Origin of the sequence: Enterobacter sp. ENT03, from assembly GCF_019218745.1 — a bacterium.
In the GTDB taxonomy this organism is placed as follows: Bacteria; Pseudomonadota; Gammaproteobacteria; order Enterobacterales; family Enterobacteriaceae; genus Enterobacter_D.
The window spans coordinates 1-21,294 of sequence record NZ_JAHUXA010000029.1; the positions used below are offsets into that span (position 1 = coordinate 1).

The 21,294-nt window shown below is 57.3% G+C and carries 19 protein-coding genes and 1 pseudogene; 15 read left to right on the forward strand and 5 right to left on the reverse strand.

Going from position 1 to position 21,294, the window contains the following annotated elements; translation table 11 throughout:
• The coding region (locus KW828_RS22010; protein WP_225614602.1) for a hypothetical protein at window positions 1-72 on the forward strand (72 nt) is incomplete at its 5' end.
• A gap of 125 nt (window positions 73-197) precedes the next feature.
• Here KW828_RS22010 and KW828_RS20735 read toward each other — a convergent pair.
• On the reverse strand, window positions 198-1,097 hold the full coding sequence (locus KW828_RS20735; RefSeq protein ID WP_218338162.1) for an alpha/beta hydrolase: 900 nt from the start codon (window positions 1,095-1,097) through the stop codon (window positions 198-200).
• Between the two features lie 145 nt (window positions 1,098-1,242).
• On the opposite strand from KW828_RS20735, the gene cybB reads away from it, so the two are divergent.
• From cybB to KW828_RS20775, 9 genes and pseudogenes are all read left to right on the forward strand, one after another.
• Complete coding sequence (gene cybB, locus KW828_RS20740) at window positions 1,243-1,773, forward strand: cytochrome b561 (RefSeq protein ID WP_218338138.1); 531 nt, start codon at window positions 1,243-1,245, stop codon at window positions 1,771-1,773.
• Window positions 1,774-1,964: 191 nt separating this feature from the next.
• Window positions 1,965-3,290, forward strand: coding sequence for an MFS transporter (locus KW828_RS20745; protein WP_218338139.1), 1,326 nt, complete (start codon window positions 1,965-1,967; stop codon window positions 3,288-3,290).
• 76 nt (window positions 3,291-3,366) lie between these two features.
• Window positions 3,367-3,900 (forward strand): hypothetical protein, encoded by a 534-nt coding sequence (locus KW828_RS20750; RefSeq protein ID WP_218338140.1) that lies wholly within the window; start codon window positions 3,367-3,369, stop codon window positions 3,898-3,900.
• Between the two features lie 257 nt (window positions 3,901-4,157).
• Window positions 4,158-4,283 (forward strand): Hok/Gef family protein, encoded by a 126-nt coding sequence (locus tag KW828_RS20755; RefSeq protein ID WP_371316142.1) that lies wholly within the window; start codon window positions 4,158-4,160, stop codon window positions 4,281-4,283.
• 129 nt (window positions 4,284-4,412) lie between these two features.
• Window positions 4,413-4,526, forward strand: a pseudogene (locus KW828_RS22065) (ArsB/NhaD family transporter); the annotation flags it as partial.
• Between the two features lie 12 nt (window positions 4,527-4,538).
• On the forward strand, window positions 4,539-4,970 hold the full coding sequence (gene arsC / locus KW828_RS20760) for a glutaredoxin-dependent arsenate reductase (RefSeq protein WP_218338141.1): 432 nt from the start codon (window positions 4,539-4,541) through the stop codon (window positions 4,968-4,970).
• 156 nt (window positions 4,971-5,126) lie between these two features.
• The gene (locus KW828_RS20765) at window positions 5,127-5,402 is read left to right on the forward strand and encodes a metal/formaldehyde-sensitive transcriptional repressor (RefSeq protein WP_218338142.1); all 276 of its coding nucleotides are present in this window, start codon (window positions 5,127-5,129) and stop codon (window positions 5,400-5,402) included.
• 36 nt (window positions 5,403-5,438) lie between these two features.
• Entirely contained in the window at window positions 5,439-6,557 is a 1,119-nt protein-coding gene (locus KW828_RS20770) for an S-(hydroxymethyl)glutathione dehydrogenase/class III alcohol dehydrogenase (protein WP_218338143.1), read from the forward strand.
• Window positions 6,558-6,730: 173 nt separating this feature from the next.
• The gene (locus tag KW828_RS20775) at window positions 6,731-8,419 is read left to right on the forward strand and encodes a methyl-accepting chemotaxis protein (RefSeq protein WP_218338144.1); all 1,689 of its coding nucleotides are present in this window, start codon (window positions 6,731-6,733) and stop codon (window positions 8,417-8,419) included.
• A 92-nt stretch (window positions 8,420-8,511) separates the two neighbouring features.
• Here KW828_RS20775 and KW828_RS20780 read toward each other — a convergent pair whose 3' ends face one another.
• The 3 genes from KW828_RS20780 to KW828_RS20790 all read right to left on the reverse strand — a co-directional run bounded on the left by KW828_RS20780 (window position 8,512) and on the right by KW828_RS20790 (window position 14,504).
• Window positions 8,512-10,887 carry a membrane-bound PQQ-dependent dehydrogenase, glucose/quinate/shikimate family gene (locus KW828_RS20780; RefSeq protein ID WP_218338145.1) on the reverse strand — a complete coding sequence of 792 codons (2,376 nt, stop codon included), beginning with the start codon at window positions 10,885-10,887 and terminating at the stop codon, window positions 8,512-8,514.
• Between the two features lie 264 nt (window positions 10,888-11,151).
• Window positions 11,152-13,449, reverse strand: a complete 2,298-nt coding sequence (locus tag KW828_RS20785) for an FdhF/YdeP family oxidoreductase (protein WP_218338146.1) — start codon at window positions 13,447-13,449, stop codon at window positions 11,152-11,154.
• Window positions 13,450-13,580: 131 nt separating this feature from the next.
• Window positions 13,581-14,504: a LysR substrate-binding domain-containing protein gene (locus KW828_RS20790; RefSeq protein ID WP_218338147.1), complete on the reverse strand. Its 924-nt coding sequence runs from the start codon at window positions 14,502-14,504 to the stop codon at window positions 13,581-13,583.
• A 298-nt stretch (window positions 14,505-14,802) separates the two neighbouring features.
• On the opposite strand from KW828_RS20790, the gene KW828_RS20795 reads away from it, so the two are divergent.
• From KW828_RS20795 to nudI, 3 genes are all read left to right on the forward strand, one after another.
• The gene (locus KW828_RS20795; protein WP_218338148.1) at window positions 14,803-16,146 is read left to right on the forward strand and encodes a VOC family protein; all 1,344 of its coding nucleotides are present in this window, start codon (window positions 14,803-14,805) and stop codon (window positions 16,144-16,146) included.
• A gap of 42 nt (window positions 16,147-16,188) precedes the next feature.
• Window positions 16,189-17,697 carry a carboxylesterase/lipase family protein gene (locus KW828_RS20800; protein ID WP_218338149.1) on the forward strand — a complete coding sequence of 503 codons (1,509 nt, stop codon included), beginning with the start codon at window positions 16,189-16,191 and terminating at the stop codon, window positions 17,695-17,697.
• Between the two features lie 98 nt (window positions 17,698-17,795).
• Window positions 17,796-18,221, forward strand: coding sequence for a nucleoside triphosphatase NudI (gene nudI, locus KW828_RS20805; RefSeq protein WP_218338150.1), 426 nt, complete (start codon window positions 17,796-17,798; stop codon window positions 18,219-18,221).
• On the opposite strand, the gene KW828_RS20810 is transcribed toward nudI, so the two are convergent.
• The gene (locus KW828_RS20810) at window positions 18,199-19,071 is read right to left on the reverse strand and encodes a LysR family transcriptional regulator (protein ID WP_218338151.1); all 873 of its coding nucleotides are present in this window, start codon (window positions 19,069-19,071) and stop codon (window positions 18,199-18,201) included. The genes nudI and KW828_RS20810 overlap by 23 nt on opposite strands.
• A 112-nt stretch (window positions 19,072-19,183) precedes the next feature.
• Between KW828_RS20810 and KW828_RS20815 the strand changes: the two genes are divergently transcribed.
• Together KW828_RS20815 and KW828_RS20820 are read left to right on the forward strand one after the other, a co-directional pair.
• Window positions 19,184-20,353: a pyridoxal phosphate-dependent aminotransferase gene (locus KW828_RS20815; RefSeq protein WP_218338152.1), complete on the forward strand. Its 1,170-nt coding sequence runs from the start codon at window positions 19,184-19,186 to the stop codon at window positions 20,351-20,353.
• A 12-nt stretch (window positions 20,354-20,365) separates the two neighbouring features.
• Window positions 20,366-21,145, forward strand: a complete 780-nt coding sequence (locus tag KW828_RS20820; RefSeq protein ID WP_218338164.1) for an ABC transporter substrate-binding protein — start codon at window positions 20,366-20,368, stop codon at window positions 21,143-21,145.
• Window positions 21,146-21,294 lie beyond the last annotated feature (149 nt).

A 21,294-nucleotide genomic window follows, 5' to 3' on the forward strand; every position in this document is an offset into this window, starting at 1 on the left:
TGGTGGTACAGCACGAAAGTGGGGGTGATCGACCTGAAGAAAAAGTCGATCACCATGGGTAAAGGATGTTAAAAAGTGTTCACCATGTCCCCGAACACCTGTCTACCATGTCCCCGGACTGTACACCGCGGGGAGAGGGAGTTCTACCGTGGGCTGAGTGGGTTCTACTGTACGGTTCCCTCTCCCTTGGGAGAGGGTCAGGGTGAGGGGAATTTCGATTCAATCCACGCCATCATTAATTCCGGCCACACGGCGACCGGCAATCCCTGCGCATCGCGGATCCCAAAGCCGTGCTGCCCCTGCTCAAACAGATGCATTTCCACCGGGATCCCCAGCCGTCGTAGGGCGCTGAACAGCACCACGCTGTTTTCCACTTTGACCGCCGGATCGTCCACCGCATGGAGTAAAAATGTCGGGGGCGTGTCAGCGCTGACGCGATCTTCCAGCGAATAGTGCGTAATTTGCGCTGCCGTCGGCGTATCACCGATCAGCTCATGCCGCGAGCCGGGATGATCAATATCCGCATGCATGGTGATCACCGGATAAACCAGCGCCATAAAGGCCGGGCGGGCGTGTAGCGAATCCACCTCATCAACGGGCGCATACACCGCTTCGTCATAACGGGTGCCGAGGCTCGCGGCGGCATGTCCCCCCGCTGAAAAGCCCATCACGCCGAGTTTATCCGCATCCAGATGCCATTCGGCGGCGCGGGCGCGTAGCAGGCGCATCGCCCGTTGCACATCCGCCAGCGGGGCGTTTGCGCCTTCGTCGTGACCGTCACCCGGCAGGCGATAGGTCATCACAAACAGCGTATACCCGCGGGCAGTAAAGAAGGGGGCCAGCGCGCTGCCTTCTTTATCCAGTACCACGCGGCGATAAGATCCGCCGGGCGTGACCAGAATGCCGATGCCATTGGGGTTATCCGGGGCATAAACCGTGATCGTCGGTGCACGCACACCGGTGACGGAACGATCAAAGGCGGAGGGGCCGGTATGTTGTTCTTCAAGGCGGAATACCGCCGGGCTGGTGCGTGCGCCGGGGGCGTCACCCTGTGGCCAGACGGTAAAGGTAGTGGCGCGCGTTGACGCCTCTTCCATAAGTTGAAGCAGGTACGCATTACTGAGGGTTTTCACGCCATTCTCCCTGGTGATTTGCACGTCAGTTTTGAACCGAAAAACGGATGAATTTTTGCAAGAAGCCGGGTATGTTTGCCTTCTTACTGTTTTGTTTCAGGAAAGTATCATGCGCAGCACCTATTCAGGATGGCAGATTGCCATCCACTGGCTGGTTTTTTTATTGGTCGTCACTGCGTATTGCGCCATGGAATTCCGTGGTTTCGCGCCGCGCAGCTACCGGCCATATTTTAATATCGTCCATGTTTCCTGCGGCATCTCCATCCTGGTGCTGATGATAACCCGTCTGGTGCTGCGGCTGAAAACGCCGTCACCGGCTATCGTGCCAAAGCCCAGAGCGATGCTGACCGGTATGGCGCATCTTGGTCATCTGGTGATCTACCTGCTGTTTATCGCGTTACCCGTCATCGGTCTGCTGATGATGTGGTTCCGTGGCAACAACTGGATCGCCTTCGGTATCGTGATGCCACATGCCGCCGAAGCCGATTTCGACCTGGTGGATATGCTCAAGGACTACCATGTGACGCTGGCAACCCTCGGTTACTACGTCATCGGCCTGCACGCCGCTGCGGCGCTGATGCACCATTACTTCTGGAAAGACAATACGCTGGTGCGCATGCTGCCAGGCAGACGCCGCTAATCCGGCATTCACAGGCCCCGCTCCGGCGGGGTTTTTTATATTCAGCACGGAAAAAAATGTGATCCTGGCGGGTTTTCCACCGTTTTTGTTCGTTATGCATCACATTTTAAAACGGCTGTAGTGGGCGAATTATCATCACAGCGTATAGATAGTATATCTATTATAGAAACACTGTGAAGGATGGAAAGGGTATGACTCAGCCTGTTCAGCAGTCGCTTGACCGTGCAGCGCCCCAGGAACACAGCGTGGCAGCACGAAAATTACGCAAAGTTTTACTCGCCACCGGCGTCGGCCATTTTGTCGAATGGTTTGATTTTGGCCTGTACGGCACGCTGGCGGCGATCATCGGCTTACAGTTTTTCCAGTCCGGCGATCCCAGCGTGGCGCTGTTATCCTCCTTCGCCGTATTCGGCGCGGGATTTATTATGCGTCCACTGGGCGGCCTTTATTTCGGCTCGCTGGGCGATCGCGTCGGCAGACAAAAAATCCTCGCCACGGTGATTTTGCTCACCTCCGGTGCCACCTTTGTGATGGGGTTACTGCCCACTTATCATCAGATTGGTATTACCGCCACGGTGCTGCTGGTGATCACGCGTCTGGTGCAGGGCTTCGCCGCCGGGGGCGAAAGCTCCGGGGCGACGACGTTTCTGGCGGAATATGCCCCCGACGCCCGACGCGGTTACTTTACCTGCTGGATCGACAACTTCGGCTTTATGGCCTTTGTCGCCGGTTCCGGGCTGGTTTTCCTGTTGACCGCGCTGCTGGGCGAAGGCGCGATGAGCGACTGGGGCTGGCGTATTCCGTTTTTGATCGCCGGACCGCTGGGCTGGGTCGGACTTTATCTCCGTAAACATCTTGAAGACTCACCGGAATTTCTGGCAATGGCGAAGCTCGGTAAAAAAGAGGCCGCGCCGCTGCGGACGGCGGTGAAAACTGCCTGGGGCGCGCTGCTGTTCTGCGTCGGCTTTGTGGTGATCAAGGCGGTAGGGCACTGGACGCTGCAAACCTTTATGCCGAGCTACCTCGCCACGCAAATGCACTTTTCGAAACTTGATGCTTACGCCATTACCACCATTGGCCTGTTCGGCATTGCTATTCTGGTGCCGTTTATGGGGCTGCTGTCGGATAAATATGGCCGTAAGCCGCTGATGCTGGCGGGCTGCGGCGGGTTCATTCTGTTTAGCTATCCGGCAATGATGGTGATGGCGAACGGCAATATGCTGTCGGCGGTACTGGCGATGCTGATGCTGGGCGCGTTTATCGCCGCCTTTGACGGCGCGTGCAGCGCGGCGATGGCTGAACTGTTCCCGACCCGCATCCGCTACGGCGGCTTGTCCATTGCCTATAACTTTGCGGTGGCATTTTTCGGCGGTATCACGCCGTGGTTCTCGGTGTGGCTTATTACCTCAACAGGCAATCCGTTCTCGCCCGCCTTTTATGTGATGGGCGCCGCGCTGATCACTTTCCTCACGGTGATGCGGGCGAAAGAAACGGCGGGGCTGCCGCTGAAACGGTAGCAACATGGCACTTTCCCCTGTAGCTCCTAAGCTTAACAACCTGATCGTAGCGACAAAAACAACAGGGGAAAGGAACGTGAAAATTGCCTGTCTTGGCTGGGGATCGTTAATCTGGAAGCCAGAGGCATTGCCGCTGGCAAGTGAATGGTACAAAGAGGGGCCTGCACTACCCATAGAATTTTCCCGCGTCGGCGATGGCGGTGAGCTTGCCACGGCTTTGTGCGTGAATGCGCCGCTTTCCCGGGCTTTCTGGGCATTGCTGAACGCCGATACGCTCCATCATGCCGTTGCCGCGCTGCGCGAACGCGAGCAGATCCCCGTCTCCCGTGATGATGGCGTCGGTGTGATGGTGTTGAACCGAACGCCCGCCGGTCCGTTGGCGCAATGGGCGGCGGAAAAAGCGCTGGATGCGGTGATCTGGACGGCGCTGCCGCCGCGCATTCATGGCTTTGAAGGGCGCATTCCCTGCGTAAAAGACGCGCTGGATTATCTGCGTACGCTGGAGGGAGAAAAACGTCAACACGCGCAGGATTATCTCAGCAGAGTACCGGCAGAATTCGAAACACCTTATCGACAGGCTATTCGCACCCAGCTGGGCTGGGACTGCTGAATCCGGGTTTGCGCTGGTGATTTATTCGTCAAGGGAATGTGTATGTAACTGAACTGGTTTATAAAAATCAGTTGCGTAGTATGGCTGGCGGGTGCTTGAGGCTTTCTGCTTTAAGTACACCGGGCAGAAAGAGAAAAGCCCCACTCGACTATAAATCGAATGAGGCCAATCCAATGCCTGAACAACAGAAGATTAGCCTCTTAATTGTGATAAATCAATCAGGAGGTTTCATGCGCAGGAGCTCTATGTATTGTCTGATGGTGATTTGTATCACCCTTTTGATCTTTGTCTGGATGGTGCGCGGCACGCTCTGCGAGCTGCATATCCGAAAAGGAAACACAGAGCTTACAGCGTATTTAGCCTACGAAGTTGAACCACGTTAAGAGCAACGGCGGGGAGCGATCCCCGCCACGCTTTTCGCGTTTAGCCTCCTCAGCGCACCCGCATACAAAACCCGCTTCGGCGGGTTTTTTCAATCAGGCTTTCGCGATGGAAGACTGCTAAGAGATTAAAAGTCGTTTACCATCACCTGGGGATATTACTTCCGCATCGGCGTCATCATGACCCTGCCGGTGCTGTTTATCACTCTGGCCGCGCTGGCATTGCGGCTCTCTGTCACTTTGTAAAGAGATACCACCATGAGCAACATTACTATCTATCACAATCCAGCCTGTGGCACCTCGCGTAATACGCTGGAGATGATCCGCAACAGCGGTCATGAACCTGACATCATTTATTATCTCGACACGCCCCCGTCCCACGACGAGCTGGTGAAACTTATTCACGATATGGGGATTTCCGTGCGGGCACTGCTGCGTAAGAACGTCGCGCCTTATGAGCAACTTGGTCTGGCGGATGACCATCTTAGCGATGAGCAGTTAATCGAATTTATGCTGCAACATCCTGTGCTGATCAATCGTCCGATTGTGGTGACGCCCCTGGGAACCCGGCTGTGCCGCCCATCAGAAGAGGTGCTGGAAATTCTGCCAACGCCTCAGAAAGGCGCGTTCGCCAAAGAAGATGGTGAAGAGGTGACTGATGCCGCCGGCCAGCGGATAAAACCGCAATAGCGTTCCTCATTCACATCGGTGATTCATAAAAACCCGCTACGGCGGGTTTTTTAATGGCGGTACCCGGCAGAGCAGAAAACAGTATAAGCATATATTGTTTACATGAATGTTTATGTAAGGTTACTATACCCCCCTACAGTATACGAAGGAGAATGTATGCCGCATTCACCCGAAGACAAAAAACGCGTGTTAACCCGCGTGCGCCGTATTCGCGGGCAGGTTGACGCGCTGGAGCGTGCGCTGGAAGCTGGCGAGCCTTGCCTTGCTATTTTGCAACAAATCGCCGCCGTCCGTGGCGCGGCCAATGGCCTGATGGGCGAGATGGTCGAAATTCACCTCAAAGATGAGCTGGTCAGCGGTGAAACATCACCGGATCAACGTGCAGCCCGGATGGCCGAAGTCGGCCATCTTTTGCGCTCTTATCTAAAATAACTATTACCGTTCAAAGAACAGAAGGGAAGAGACACGATGAAATCACGTGCTGCAGTAGCATTCGGGCCAGGTCAGCCTCTGAAAATTGTTGAGATCGACGTCGCACCGCCGAAGAAGGGCGAAGTGCTGGTAAAAATCACTCATACCGGTGTCTGCCACACCGATGCATTTACGTTGTCCGGTGAAGATCCGGAAGGCGTCTTCCCGGCGGTACTCGGTCATGAAGGCGGCGGCGTGGTCGTGGAAGTGGGCGAGGGCGTGACCAGCCTGCAACCTGGCGATCATGTTATTCCGCTCTACACCGCCGAATGTCGCGAGTGTAAGTTCTGTAAATCCGGTAAAACCAACCTCTGCCAGGCCGTACGCGCCACGCAGGGTAAAGGTCTGATGCCGGATGGCACCACCCGTTTCTCGTACAACGGCGAGCCGATTTATCACTACATGGGCACCAGCACCTTCAGCGAATACACCGTGGTGGCGGAAATTTCGCTGGCGAAAGTGAACCCGCAAGCGCCGCTGGATAAAGTTTGTCTGCTCGGCTGCGGCGTCACCACTGGTATCGGCGCGGTGCATAACACCGCAAAAGTCAAAGAGGGCGACACTGTAGCGGTGTTTGGCCTCGGCGGCATTGGTCTGGCGGTGATCCAGGGCGCGGTGCAGGCAAAAGCCGGGCGCATTCTGGCGGTAGATACCAACCCGGAGAAATTCAAACTGGCGCGTGAAATGGGCGCGACCGATTTCGTTAACCCGAAAGATTACGACAAGCCGGTTCAGGACGTGATCGTTGAGATGACCGACGGCGGTGTTGATTACAGCTTCGAATGTATCGGTAACGTGGACGTGATGCGTGCGGCGCTGGAGTGCTGCCACAAGGGCTGGGGCGAAAGCGTGATCATCGGCGTAGCCGGTGCCGGTCAGGAAATCAAAACCCGTCCGTTCCAGCTGGTGACAGGGCGCGTCTGGCGCGGTTCCGCCTTTGGTGGCGTGAAGGGCCGCACGCAGCTGCCGGGCATGGTGGAAGACGCGATGAGCGGCAAAATCCAGCTCGATCCGTTTATTACCCACCGTTTACCTCTTGATCAGATCAACGACGCTTTTGACCTGATGCACGAAGGCAAATCTATCCGCACCGTTATCCATTTCGGCGATAACTAATGCCTCTGCCGGCGGTTCTGCCGCCGGCACTTTCCCTCTTGAGCATTTCTTTAGGGGGCAATGTCTGAATCTGTGAGCCAGCTAGCGCTTTTAGGCATAAGGGAAATTCCCGGATTGCCGATGACTATTTTACAGGCGTGTATAACGCACCTTCCTATAAGAGAGTCGATAGCATGGACAACACAGCAGCGATGCACAAACCGCAAACCGTAGGTTTTTTACATCACATACGGTTAGTTCCTCTGTTTTCTTCAATTCTCAGCGGCATCCTCGTGCTGTTTGCATTGAGTGCAGGGCTGGCGGGCTATTTTCTGATTCAGGCTGATGGCGATCAGCGCGACGTGACGGAAGAAATTCAGATCCGCATGGGATTATCCAACAGCTCCAACCATTTACGAACCGCGCGTATTAACATGATCCATGCCGGTGCGGCGAGCCGTATCGCGGAAATGGATGATATGAAATACAACATCCAGGAAGCCGAAAAGCGCATCAAGCAGTCCCAGGAGGGCTTTGCCTTTTACCAGAATCGCAGTGTGAAAACCCCTGCTGATGAAGCGCTGGATGGCGAACTGAACACCCGCTTTACCGCCTACATTAATGGTATGCAGCCGATGCTGAAATATGCCAAAAACGGCATGTTTGAAGCCATCATCAACCATGAAAGCGAACAGGCCCGTCAACTCGACAGCGCCTACAACGACGTGCTGATGAAGGCGATTAAGATCCGTACCGATCGCGCTAACGCGCTGAGCGATCTGGCGCATCAACGCACCCAGCTCGGCCTGGTGTTTATGGGCGCGGCTTTTATCATCGCCCTGATTTTGACCCTGATTACCTTTGTGGTGCTGCGTCGTACGGTGATCCAGCCGCTGCAACGCGCCGCCAATCGTATTGAGCACATCGCCGCGGGCGATCTGACGCTGGAGGATGAACCTACCGGTCGCAGTGAGATTGGCTTACTAACCCGCCATCTGCAAAAAATGCAGCATTCGCTGGTGCAGACCGTAGGCACCGTGCGTGAAGGGGCCGAAGAGATTTATCGTGGCACCAGCGAGATCTCTATGGGCAACACCGATCTCTCATCCCGTACTGAGCAGCAGGCTGCCGCCATCGAGCAGACCGCCGCCAGCATGGAACAACTGACCGCAACCGTGAAACAGAACGCCGACAACGCGCACCACGCCAGCAAACTGGCCGGTGACGCCTCTGGTAAAGCCAGCAAAGGCGGGCAGATTGTTTCCGGCGTGGTGAAAACCATGGGCAACATTTCCAGCAGTTCGAAGAAAATCTCCGAGATCACGGCGGTCATCAACAGTATTGCATTCCAGACCAATATTCTGGCACTGAACGCAGCGGTTGAAGCCGCGCGTGCCGGTGAGCAGGGCCGTGGTTTTGCGGTGGTGGCAAGCGAAGTGCGTACGCTGGCAAGCCGTAGTGCGAATGCAGCAAAAGAGATCGAGGGGCTGATCAGTGAATCCGTCTCGCTGATCGAGCGGGGTTCAAGTGAAGTGGTCGCCGCCGGTGACACCATGGGCGATATTGTGGACGCGGTAAAACGGGTAACCGATATTATGCTGGAAATCGCTGCCGCGTCAGATGAGCAGAGCAAAGGGATTGAGCAGGTCAGTCAGGCGATCACTGAAATGGACAACGTAACCCAGCAGAACGCCTCGCTGGTGGAAGAAGCCTCGGCTGCCGCAGCATCACTGGAAGAGCAGGCCGCGCGTCTGACCCAGGCTGTGGGCGCATTCCGCCTGCAAAAAGCTGCACCGACTCGCGTGGAGAAAGCCGCCCCCGTCGCGCCGCTGGCAACAACGCGCCCGGCGATGGCGAATAACGATAACTGGGAAACGTTCTGATAGTGTGAATTTCCCCTCACCCCGGCCCTCTCCCCAGGGAGAATGCTGGCGTTCCCTCTCCCAGGGGAGAGGGTTAGGGTGAGGGGCGACGATTACGGCAACGCGTAAGCAATAATGTAGTCGCCGCGATCCGGTGACTGACGCGCACCGCCCGCATTAATCACAATGTACTGCTTACCGGTTTTCGGTGACACATAGGTCATCGGCCCAGACTGGCTGCCAACCGGCAGACGATCCTTCCAGATTTCTTTCCCGGTCGCCGTATCAAAGGCGCGCAGATAAAAATCCTGAGTACCCGCAAAGAACAGCAAGCCAGACTGCGTCGCCAGCGAGGCGCCCAGCGTCGGCATACCGATCGGGATCGGCAGATGCATCCGAATACCCAGTGGACCGGTATCTTTCACGGTGCCTACCGGCACCTGCCACACCAGCTTGCCGGATTTCAGATCCACCGCAGACATCGTACCAAACGGCGGTTTCTGACACGGAATGCCGAGCGGCGACAGGAAACGTTCGCGCATCGCGCCAAACGGCGTACCGTCCATCGGCACAATCCCCATCTCGATACCGCTGGCGTTTTTCGCCACATTGGCGCGCGGCACCATGTAGTTCGCCAGTCCCAGACGCATATCGTTAACAAACATCAGGCTATTGTGCGGATCGACCGACACGCTGCCCCAGTTCATGCCACCCAGCGAGCCGGGGAATTGCAGCGAGCGATCCAGACCCGGCGGGGTAAAGACGCCCTGGTGACGCATCGCCTTAAACTCGATACGGCACAGCAGCAGATCGACAGGCGTGGCGCCCCACATATCCGCTTCGGTCAGCGTCTGATTGCCGATCATCGGCATACCAACGGAATAGGGCTGCGTCGGGGAGTAACGTTCACCTTCCACGTTACCCGCAGGCACCGGTCGCTCTTCCACTTTCGCCACCGGCTCACCGGTTTCGCGGTTGAGCATAAAGATCATGCCCTGTTTGCTGGTCTGCACCAGCACCGGCGTGGCGCCGCCTTTACCGTCCGGCAGATCGTAAAGTAAGGGTTGCGACGGCAGGTCAAAGTCCCACAGATCGTGGTGAGTGGTCTGATAATGCCAGCGCACCTTGCCGGTGGTGGCCTCTACCGCAACAATTGACGAGCTGTATTTATCGTCGAGCGCCGTACGCTGGCCCGCCCAGAAATCCGGGGTGGCGTTGCCGGTCGGCAGATAAATCAGGTTGAGTTTTGCGTCATAAGACATCGCCGACCAGACGTTCGGCGTACCGCGCGTATAGGTCTGGCCTTCCTGCGGCAGGCCAGTCAGCGCCGGGTTGCCCGGATCCCATGCCCATGCCAGTTTCCCGCTATGCACGTCGTATGCACGTACCACACCCGGCGGTTCGCCGGTGGAGAAGTTATCCGCCACGCGACCACCGACCACCACCACATCGCCCGCCACCAGTGGCGTGGAGGTCTGCTGGTAGTAACCCGGTTTGATTTCGCCCATGCCGATGCTGAGATCAACGACGCCATGATCGCCAAAATCATCACACAGCTGGCCGTTATCGGCGTTGATCACCACCAGACGCGCGTCGGTGGTCGGCAGGAACAGACGACGCGGGCAGGCGGCAACCTGCGGGCTTTGCGTCGGTGCACTCTGCGCCTGCGTCTCTTCGTAATAGCCTAAACCGCGGCAGCGCTGCCAGTTAGGCGCGGTGGCTTTACTGTCGTAACGCCATTTTTCTTTACCGGTATCCACGTCCAGCGCCAGCACTTTGCTGTAGGGCGTACAGACGAACAGCGTGTCGCCAATCTGTAGCGGCGTATTTTGATCTTCCGCGCCGGAGCCGTTGCTCTGCGGAATATCGCCGGTATGGGCCACCCAGGCCACTTTCAGATTGTTAACGTTCTGCTTGTTGATTTGATCCAGCGCGGCAAAACGGTCGCCGTGGGTGGTATTCCCCCAGTGCTTCCAGTCTTTTTGCTGCTCACCGGGCGCGACCGGCTGTACCGGCACGTCTTCGCTGGCGCTGACCAGCGTCTGCGGCTTAAACATCCAGCCTGCGCTGACCAGCAGCACCAGCGCCAGCACGGCCGCCACGCCAAAGGCGGGTTTTTTATTGACTGGCTGTGCCGTTTGCGCCGCGCGCAGGAAAGGCCAGAGGATCGCGGCGAGAAACGCCAGCACGCCGAAGGTGAACAGACGCGAAAACAGCGGCCAGAATTCCCAGCCCGCATCGCTGATCGCCCAGATAATGGACGCGATAAATGCCAGCGCATACAGCAAGATCCCGCTACTGCGCGTTCTGATGATCAGCACGGCGGCGATAAGCATCACCGCGCCCATCACCAGGAAGTAAGCACTGCCGCCCAGCGTGACGAGCTTAATGCCGGGAATACCAATCGCCAGACCGATAACGATCATCAACCCGGCAAGTAACCACTGCAGGAAACGAACCCTCCCGCGCGGCCTGTTGCTTGTTAACATAACCTTCTCCTGAACACACCAACCCGCTGGCCATCACGAACCATACGGATAATTAAATCGCTTAATAAAGCTGAAATATGGGGGTTTTACTCACCATTTAAGAAATTTATGAACCATATGGTGAATGCGCGACATGATAAAACTGTTAAATTGTTTTACGCAATTGTTAAAAATAAAATCAGCATTATTTGGCAAGGATGGAAGGGACGTTCAGGCGATGGGTACAGGCCCGGCAAGCGTGCGCCGCCGGGCAGGGCAGGAGGATCAGGCAATACGCAACGACGGACGCGGCTGCGCGGGCGTCACGGACACCGGGATCGATTTCGAGGTCGGCGTACCGGTCCCGTCACCAAAACGGGTCAGCGGCACCAGCGGGTTGGTTTCCGGGTAATAAGCCGCCAGATTACCGCGCGGGATGTCATAAGACACCAGGCGGAAATTCTCCACCTGACGCAAAATGCCATCAAGGGACGCGGTGGTAATATCCACCCGATCACCATCCTGTAGCCCAAGGGCCGCAATATCCTCGGGATGCATAAACAGCACATCACGCTGGCCATAAACGCCGCGATAGCGATCGTCCAGCCCGTAAATGGTGGTGTTGTACTGGTCGTGGGAACGCAGCGTTTGCAGCACAAAGGGCGCGTCCACCTCCGGGCAGATGGAAACCGGCAGCGGCGCGGCACTGAATTCCGCTTTGCCTGACGGCGTGCTGAATTTCAGGGCGGCGGCGGCATTACCCAGCCAGAAACCGCCGGGTTCATCACAGCGGGCGTTGAAGCTCTCAAAGCCCGGCAGCGTGGCGGCGATGTGGTCGCGGATCAGCGAATAATCATCGGCTAATGCCAGCCAGTTCAGCTTCTCATCCCCGAGCGTAGCGTGGGCAATGTTCGCCACAATCGCCGTTTCTGAACGTTGCAAGGCGCTGAGCGGTTTGCCGATACCTTCAGAGGCATGCACCATGCTGAAGGAATCCTCCACGGTAATAAACTGACGGCCACTGGCCTGCAGATCCTCTTCGGTGCGGCCCAGCGTCGGCAGGATCAGCGAGGCTTTACCCGGCATCAGATGACTGCGGTTAAGCTTGGTGCTGATATAAACCGTCAGCCCGCACCGGCGCAATGCTTCATGGACGCGCGGCGTGTCCGGGGCCGCAGCGGCCAGATTACCGCCGAGAGCGATCAAGACTTTCACCTCGTAGCGCAGCATCGCTTCGATGGCTTCCACCGTATGGTGGCCTGGCTTGCGCGGCGGTTCAAAATCAAAATGACGCGCCAGGCTATCGAGCAGTGCGGCGGGCGGCTTCTCGTCAATGCCCATGGTGCGGTTGCCCTGCACGTTACTGTGACCGCGCACCGGGCATAAACCCGCGCCGGGCTTGCCAAGATGACCGCCGAGCAGTTGCAGGTTGGTGATTTCCCGCACCGTGACCAGCGAGTGTTTATGCTGAGTGATGCCCATCGCCCAGGTGCAGATCACCCGCTCGGCGTTCTGCCATACCGCGGCGGCCTCGCGCAGTTGCTGTTCTGTCAGCCCCGACTGTTGCGTAATGGTGTCCCACGAGGTGGCATCGATTTGCGCAAACCACGCATCAATGCCGTGGGTGTGCTCATTGATAAAGGCTTCGTCAAAAATGCCCGGCTGGCCTGCGACGAGGCGCTGGCGCTGCGTTTCCAGCAACGCTTTCGCCATGCCACGGACCGCCGCCATATCGCCGCCAAGATTCGGCTGATAGTAGGCGGAACTGATGGTGCCGGCTTTCGGCGTCACCAGCTCCAGCGGTTTTTGCGGATCGGCAAAACGCTCAAGACCGCGCTCGCGCAGGGTATTAAAGGTGACGATTTGCGCGCCGTGATCGGCGGCGTGGCGCAGGCTGTGCAGCATACGCGGATGATTGGTGCCAGGGTTTTGCCCGAAGACGAAAATCGCATTCGCGTGGGCAAAGTCATCGAGATGGATGGTGCCCTTGCCGACGCCAATACTGCGTTTCAGCCCGGCACCGCTGGCCTCATGGCACATATTGGAGCAGTCAGGAAAATTATTGGTGCCGAGCATACGGCCAAACAGCTGATAGAGATAAGACGCTTCGTTGCTGGCACGCCCGGAGGTATAAAGTTCCAGTTGATCCGGGTGCGCCATGGCGTGCAGATGCTGTGCAATCAGCGCCCAGGCATCTTCCCAGCTTATCGGTTCATAGCGATCGTTTTCAGGGTTGTAACTCAGCGGCTCGGTCAGGCGACCCTGGTATTCCAGAAAATAGTCGCTCTGGGCATTGAGGGCGCTGACGCTGTGTTGCGAAAAAAACGCGGCGTCAACTTCACGGCGTGTCGCTTCCCAGGTCACGGCTTTCGCGCCGTTTTCGCAGAAACTGAAGGTGCTTTTATTGTCGTCGCCCCAGGCGCAGCCGGGACAGTCAAAACCGCGGGCCTTGTTCATGCGCAGCAGGTTGCGCATATTGCTGAGGGCATTTTTGCTGTCCATCACGAAGCGGGTGGTGGCTTCAAGGGAGCCCAGACCACCGGCAGCAGCGTGGTAGGGTTTTATGGCGGTTTTGAATTTCATCGGTTCTTCCTGACAGCGGGTTGCTGAAGAATAAGTGTAATGTGCTTAACAGCAACCCTTAATCAACAACTTTCTATTATCACACAATTAACGAAAACTTCATAAGTTGCGCAACAGGAAGAACGCCGGTATTACTCCGGCATCGATTTACGAATGGCGCTGAGCAGCGTTTGCGCACCGGCAGAGAGCGTGGCGTCAATGCGGGTAATGATACCGATGGGTTCACCCGCGCCGTGCGTTGGCACCGGCAGGGCGACCAGCGCCCCCTGACGCAGATCGTCCTTCACCGCGCCGGACGGCACGAACCACACGTAATCATATTCCACCGTTAACTGGCGGGAGAGGGAGGCGGAGAGCGTTTCGATGCAGCCGGTCGGCAGCGTGCAGCCCTGGGTGGCGAGCAGCGCTTCGGTGTGCTGGCGCGGGGCCGTACCTTCCGGAGCGACCACCACCGGCCAGGAGAGCACACGGCTTAAGGTCACGGTGTCCTGCAACAGCGGATGACGCGGGCGCACCACCAGTTTCAGCGATTCGAGGAACAGCAGCTCGTAGTTCAGCCCGCTCATCAGCTCTGGATCGGACATGCGCCCGATACCAATATCCAGCTCGCCGGTTTTTAATCCCGCCAGCAGCATCGGGTTATTCATGGTGCCAACCTGAATAGTGATGTCCGGCAGATGAGGGTGAAACTCGCCGATCACCGTCGGCAGGATCCCCAGCGCGGCAGTAGGCAGCGCGCCGATGCGCACCACATCCGATTTCATCCCTTCTTTACGGGTCAGAGATTGTCCGGCGGAGTTTACCGCTTCCAGCACGCGCACCGCGTGGCTGAGAAACTGTTCGCCGACCAGCGTCAACTGCGCGCCCATGCGTCCACGATCGAACAACCGTGTGCCGGTGAGCTGCTCCAGTTCGTTGAGCGTTTTTGATAACGCCGGCTGGCTTAAGTTAAGGGTTTCAGCCGCACGCCCCAGGGTTCCCTGCTGAGCGACGGCGACAAAGGTATGAAGATGGCGCAGACGAATGCGCTGACTGAAAAGACCATTTTTTTCCATAAGTAATGTTAAAAACAGAGCGTGCCCGCTGACAAGAGAAGTTGTTGAATATTGATAACCTGCTAGCAAAATATTATTAACATTTAATCTATTTGACTTACAACTGCTTATTGCGCAAAGCGGGAGCTGGCGTTGCCTGGCTGGCGGGAAGGCAAGAGAGGCGGAATATAATCTTTCGTTATGTAAGCGGAGTGACGAACGAGCCGGGGGCAGGCCAGGATCACACTTTCTAAATTCTTCCCGCATGGCCTTGCCGCCTTTTCTACACTCCAGATATATCAACCAGAGGCATGACAATATGGCAAGCAACATCACGGCAGATGACATTCGGGAAGACTTTTCGCAGGCCATGTCGGCGATGTATCAGCAAGAAGTTCCGCAGTACGGCACGCTGCTGGAACTGGTGGCCGATGTCAACCTGGCGGTACTGGAGCAGAATCCGCGCCTGCATGAACAGCTGGCGAACGCCGATGAACTGGCACGCCTCAACGTTGAACGCCACGGCGCGATCCGCGTCGGCAGGGCGTCGGAGCTGGCGACGCTGCGCCGAATGTTCGCCATTATGGGCATGTACCCGGTCAGCTATTACGATCTCTCTCAGGCCGGGGTGCCGGTACACTCCACCGCGTTTCGCCCCGTAGACGACGCGGCGCTGCTGAAAAATCCGTTTCGCGTGTTTACCTCGCTGCTGCGCCTCGATTTAATCGAAAATCCTGACCTGCGCGAGCGGGCGGCGGCGATCCTCGCCACGCGCAACATCTTTACCCCGCGCTGCCTGGCGCTGATCGAACGTCATGAACAGCAGGGGGAATTCACCGCCGCCGAAGCCCGCGAATTTGTGCGTGAGGCGCTGGAAACCTTCCGCTGGCATCAGCATGCCACTGTCGATCACGCCACCTATCACGCGCTGCACAATGAGCACCGGCTGATCGCCGATGTGGTGTGCTTCCCCGGCTGCCATATCAACCATTTAACGCCGCGCACGCTGGATATTGATCATGTGCAGTCGCTGATGCCGGAATACGGCATCGAACCGAAAGTGCTGATTGAAGGACCGCCGCGCCGGGATGTGCCGCTGCTGCTGCGTCAGACCAGCTTCAAGGCGCTGGAAGAGCCGGTGCTGTTTGCCGGCGAAGAGCAGGGGACGCACTCTGCGCGCTTTGGCGAAATCGAGCAGCGCGGCGTGGCACTGACGCCAAAAGGCCGCGCGCTTTACGATCGTCTGCTGGCGGAAGCGGGCACCGGCAAAGACAATCTTAATCACCAGCTACATCTCCAGGCGGTGTTTAAAGCCTTCCCGGACAGCGAAATGCTGCTGCGCCATCAGGGGCTGGCTTATTTCCGCTATCGTCTGACGCCCACCGGCGAAGCGCATCGCCAGGCGATCCGTCCTGGTGACGATCCGCAGCCGCTGATCGAGCGCGGCTGGATCACCGCCCAGCCCATTATTTATGAAGACTTTCTGCCGGTCAGCGCGGCGGGCATTTTCCAGTCGAATCTGGGAAATGACACCCAGCAGCGGCGTCACGGTAATGCCAGCCGGGAAGCCTTCGAACAGGCGCTCGGCTGTGCGGTGCTGGATGAATTTAGTCTTTATCAGGCGGCGGAGGATCGCAGTAAACAGCGTTGCGGTCTGCTGTAAACCCGCTACGCTGATGGACTGAATAGCAAGAGGAATGCGCGTATGGAAAATCCCTCCACACCGGTGGCGGACACCCGCCTCGGATCGATTATTGGCCTCGCGGAAAACGGACTGCACGTCTGGCGGGGCATTCCCTATGCTGCGCCGCCGGTGGGCGACCGCCGCTGGCGTGCACCGCAGCCGCTGAGCGCCTGGCAAACGCCCTATGTTGCCGACACCTTTTCGTCTTCCAGCTGGCAGAGCAGCGAATACTGCCGCGCGCTGGGGGGCGGCGATCCGGGCGAGTTCTCGGAAGATTGTCTGTATCTCAATATCTGGTCGCCTGCGGTACGTCGCGAGCCATTACCGGTAATGGTCTGGCTGCACGGGGGGGGCTTCACCATCGGCGCGGGTGGTCTGCCGCCGTATAACGGCAGCGCGCTGGCGAGACGGGATGTGGTGATCGTTACCCTTAATTACCGCCTCGGCCATCTGGGCTTTTTTGCGCATCCGGCGCTGGAAGAAGAGGCGGGCGAGCGGGTGTATAACTTCGCGCTGCTCGATCAAATCGCCGCCCTGCGCTGGGTGAAAGAGAACATTCATGCATTTGGTGGCGATGCGCAAAACGTCACCCTGTTCGGTGAATCTGCGGGCGCACGCAGCGCGTTATCGCTGCTGGTGTCGCCGCTGGCAAAAGATCTGTTCCACAAAGCCATTATTCAGAGTGGCTATGCGCTGCCCGATACGCCGCGCCGTACCGCGCTGGCGAAGGGCAAAGCGCTGGCGGAACATCTGGGGCTGGCGGATGCCACGGCGGAACAGCTGCGTGCTATTCCGCCAGAAGCGCTGTGGCCGCTGGCCGCGCCGCATAATGTGGCACCAGTGCCGATTGTCGGCGACGCGGTGTTGCCGGAGCCAATGCTGGAAGCGTTTTTTAATGCCAGGCAGCATCCCATGCCGATTATGATCGGCTCGAACAGCGACGAAGCCAGCGTGATGACAGTGTTTGACGTCGATCCGGCGGATGAGATCCGCAAGCTGCGCCGTCAGGAGCGCTTCGGACTTGGGCTTATCAGACTGCTCTATCCCGGCGTCAAAGGCGACAGCGAGCTGGGCCGCCAGGTGTGTCGCGATATGGCGTTTACCACGATGGGATTCGTGGTGATGCAGGCGCAGCAGCGCCTCGGTCAGCCGTGCTGGCGCTACTGGTTCGATTATGTGGCCGAAGCCGAGCACGACACCTATCCGCACGGCGCCTGGCACGGCAACGACGTGCCCTATGTGTTCGATACCCTTGGCGAGATTTTACCGTCCCGCGATTACGTGACAGAAAACGACCTGAAATTTGCCGCGCAGGTGGCCGATTACTGGGTTAACTTTGCCCGTCACGCCAGCCTGAGCTGCACGGTACTGCATGGCCCGGTGCGCTGGCAGGCCAGCGTGCGCGGCAAAGACCGCCTGTTACGCATCGGGCTGAATAAATATGCCGGATTTAAGCTGGTGAACCGCTTTATGCGTGCGCGCATGGAGCTGTTTAAACGCGTGATGCACCAGCACGTTAGTCTGGAGTAGGGATTTAAACGCATCGATAAAGATCGGCTTCTGGTCGCATAAAAAGGACGGCTTAATGGATAAAATGGTGCAGAAATCATTGATATTAAGGAAATAAAATGCGCCAGCGAGTAATTGTATGTCCGGTGATCCAAAATAACGGCGAGTATCTGCTGTGCAAGATGGCGGCCGATCGGGGCGTTTTCCCCGGACAATGGGCGTTACCGGGGGGCGGCATGGAGCCTGGAGAAACGATGGAAATCGCCCTCAGGCGTGAAATCAGGGAGGAGTTAGGCGAACGCCTTACGATTACGGATATTCAGCCCTGGGCATTTCGCGATGATGTGCGCACTAAAACCTACCCGGATGGCACCAGCGAAGAGATTTACATGATCTACCTGATTTTCGACTGCATAAGCGCCAACCGCGACATCACCTTTAATGAAGAATTTGAAGAGGTGATGTGGGCGTCAGCGGACGCGCTGAAAGCGTTGGATCTGAACGAAGCCACCCGCATTACCTTTAAACAGAAAGGACTGCTGTAGAGGCTGGAGAAGCCGCCAGCAGGGTCTCGCGAAAGACAGCCAGCCCGGCGGCTTTATCAGGCGACGCGCGCAGGACCAGCCGGTAACTGGCGCCGGTTTTCACGCTGTGGGAGAACGGGCGGCGCAGGCGTCCGGCTCGCAGATCCTCGGCGACCAGGGTTTCATCGGCGATGGCGATACCAAAGCCCTGGATCGCCGCGCTGATCGCCAGATCCATGGTGTCAAAGTGTTGATTTTTTTTCATGGCAGGGGCGATCTGCGTCTGGCTGGACAGCCACAACGACCAGTCGGTTTTATCCCGCGTGGGATGCAGGAACGTCAGCTGCTCCGGTGCGCTGTTATTATCACATTGCCCGCCGATCACCGGCGTCAGCGCCTCTTCAAACAACAGATCCCCGGCGCTCAACTGCGTACCAAACACAATGGCCGCGTCATACGGCTCGGTTTTGAAATTGACCGTGTGATCGCTGGTGGTGGTAAGCGACACCTGCAAATCCGGGTTTTCCCGCTCCAGTCTTAATAAACGCGGCACCAGCCAGCGCATGGCGCAGGTAGGCGCTTTCAGGCGCACGACCGTCTGCTGCTGGCGTGCCTGCTCGGCCACCGACGCCAGATGTTCAAATGCCGCCTGTAACTCCGGCAGCAGAGCGCTGCCCTGGGGCGTCAGGCGTAATCCTCGCGCATGCCGCTCAAACAGCGGGAAGCCAAACCACTGCTCCAGGGCGGCGATTTTTCGGCTCACCGCGCCCTGGGTCAGGCACAGTTCTTTGGCGGCGTGCGTCAGATTCAGATGCCGGGCGGTCACCAGAAAGGCGTCAATAGCGTTAAGGGGCAGGGAACGGCGCAGCATGGTGGCTCCAGGTATGCAATTTTGTCATGGCTATTATGACAACAATTCGGTTGTCGCCTCAATCGACTTTTGGTTTGAATGGTTATGCAATTTTGCTGAGAAAGGAACGACAATGACTTTGCGTACGCCGGTGCAGACCCGCTCAAAACTTCCTGATGTGGGCACCACCATTTTTACCGTGATTGGACAGCTCTCCGCTGAACATAACGCCATAAACCTTTCTCAGGGCGCGCCCAACTTTATGTGTGATGCCGGACTGATCGCAGGCGTCACCCGCGCCATGCAGGCCGGACATAATCAGTACGCCGCCATGACCGGCCTGCGGCCGTTGAAGGAACGCATCGTCGAAAAGGTGCAGGATCTCTACGGCACGCAGTATGACGTGGATAACGAAGTGCTGATCACCGCCAGCGCCAGCGAAGGGCTGTACTCGGCCATCAGCGGGCTGGTGCATCCGGGCGATGAAGTGATTTACTTTGAGCCGTCCTTTGACAGCTACGCGCCCATTGTGCGCTTGCAGGGCGCGACGCCGGTGGCGATCAAGCTGACGGTGCCGGAATTCGCCGTCGACTGGGACGAAGTCAGCGCCGCCATCACGCCGCGCACGCGGATGATCATCGTCAACACGCCGCATAACCCCAGCGGGCAAGTGTTCTCCCGTCACGATATTGAGCAGCTGGTGCGCCTGACGCGCAATACCGATATTGTGATCCTGTCGGATGAAGTGTACGAACATGTAGTCTTCGACGGGCAGAAACATCACGGTATGGCGACGCATCCGCAGCTGGCCGAGCGCAGCGTGATTATTTCCTCGTTTGGCAAAACCTATCACGTTACCGGCTGGCGCGTTGGTTACTGTATTGCACCCGCCGCGCTGATGGATGAGATCGTCAAAGTGCATCAGTTCATGATGTTTTCTGCCGACACGCCGATGCAGTATGCCTTTGCCGAACATATGAACGATCCGCAAACCTGGCTCTCGCTGGCGGCGTTTTATCAGCGTAAGCGCGATATGCTGCAAACGCTGCTCGACGACTCCCCGTTTCGCGTGCTGCCGGGCGCCGGCTCGTTCTTCTTGCTGGCGGATTACAGCGGGTTCAGCGATGAAAGTGACAGCGAGCTGGTAAAGCGGCTGATCGTTGAATGCGGCGTCGCCACCATTCCGCTGTCGGCGTTTTATACCGACGGCACGGATAACAAACTGATCCGCCTCTCTTTTGCAAAAGATGAGGCAACATTACGGGCAGGGGCGCAGGCCCTGTGTCGGGTTAAGCCACGCTAAGGAGCGTCAATGATGAAACTGAAAGCACTCTGTCTGGGAATGGGTATGCTCTGCTCGCTGTCGTCCTTTGCCGCCAGCGAACTGCGTTACGGGCTGGAAGCGGAATACCCGCCGTTTGAAAGCCGCAACGCCAGCGGTGAACTCGAAGGGTTTGATATTGATCTCGGCAATGCGATCTGCAAAGCGGCAGCGCTGAAGTGTAGCTGGGTGGAAACCTCGTTCGACGCGCTGATCCCAGGACTGGTGGCAAAAAAATACGATGCGATTAACTCGGCGATGAACATCACCGAACAGCGCCGGCAGAGCATTGATTTTACCCAGCCGATTTATCGTATCCCGTCGCAACTGGTAGGCAAAGCGGGCAGCGGTATGGAAGCCACGCCGGAAGGGCTGAAGGGGAAAACCGTCGGCGTGTTGCAAGGCTCGATTCAGGAAACCTACGCTAAAGAGCACTGGGAAAAGCAAGGCGTCAGCGTGGTGTCTTATAAAGATCAGAATCTGGCGTGGGCGGATCTGCTTAATGGCCGGATTGACGCCTCGCTGGTGATGTCTGCCGCCGGGCAGGCTGGTTTCCTCAGCAAGCCGCAGGGCAAAGGCTTCGGCTTTATCGGCAAGCCGGTAGCCGACGACACCATTCTCGGCAGCGGCATTGGTTTTGGTCTGCGTAAAGGCGATGAGGCAACGAAAAAACAGCTGGATGCGGCAATTGATAAAGTGCGCGCCGACGGCACCATTACACGCCTTGCGGCAAAATATTTCCCGGGCATTGACGTCAGCGTCAGCGGGAAATAATCCCTTTTTCCTCTGCCCGATGATGGTCGGGTGGGGGATTTTTATACGTATCTTTACGTCCTTATCAGTCAATTCCCCCTCGACATAAAAAAATCTGCGATTTGCCAGACAGAACGTTAACCAGGCATTGGATCCTATAGGTTTTTTGT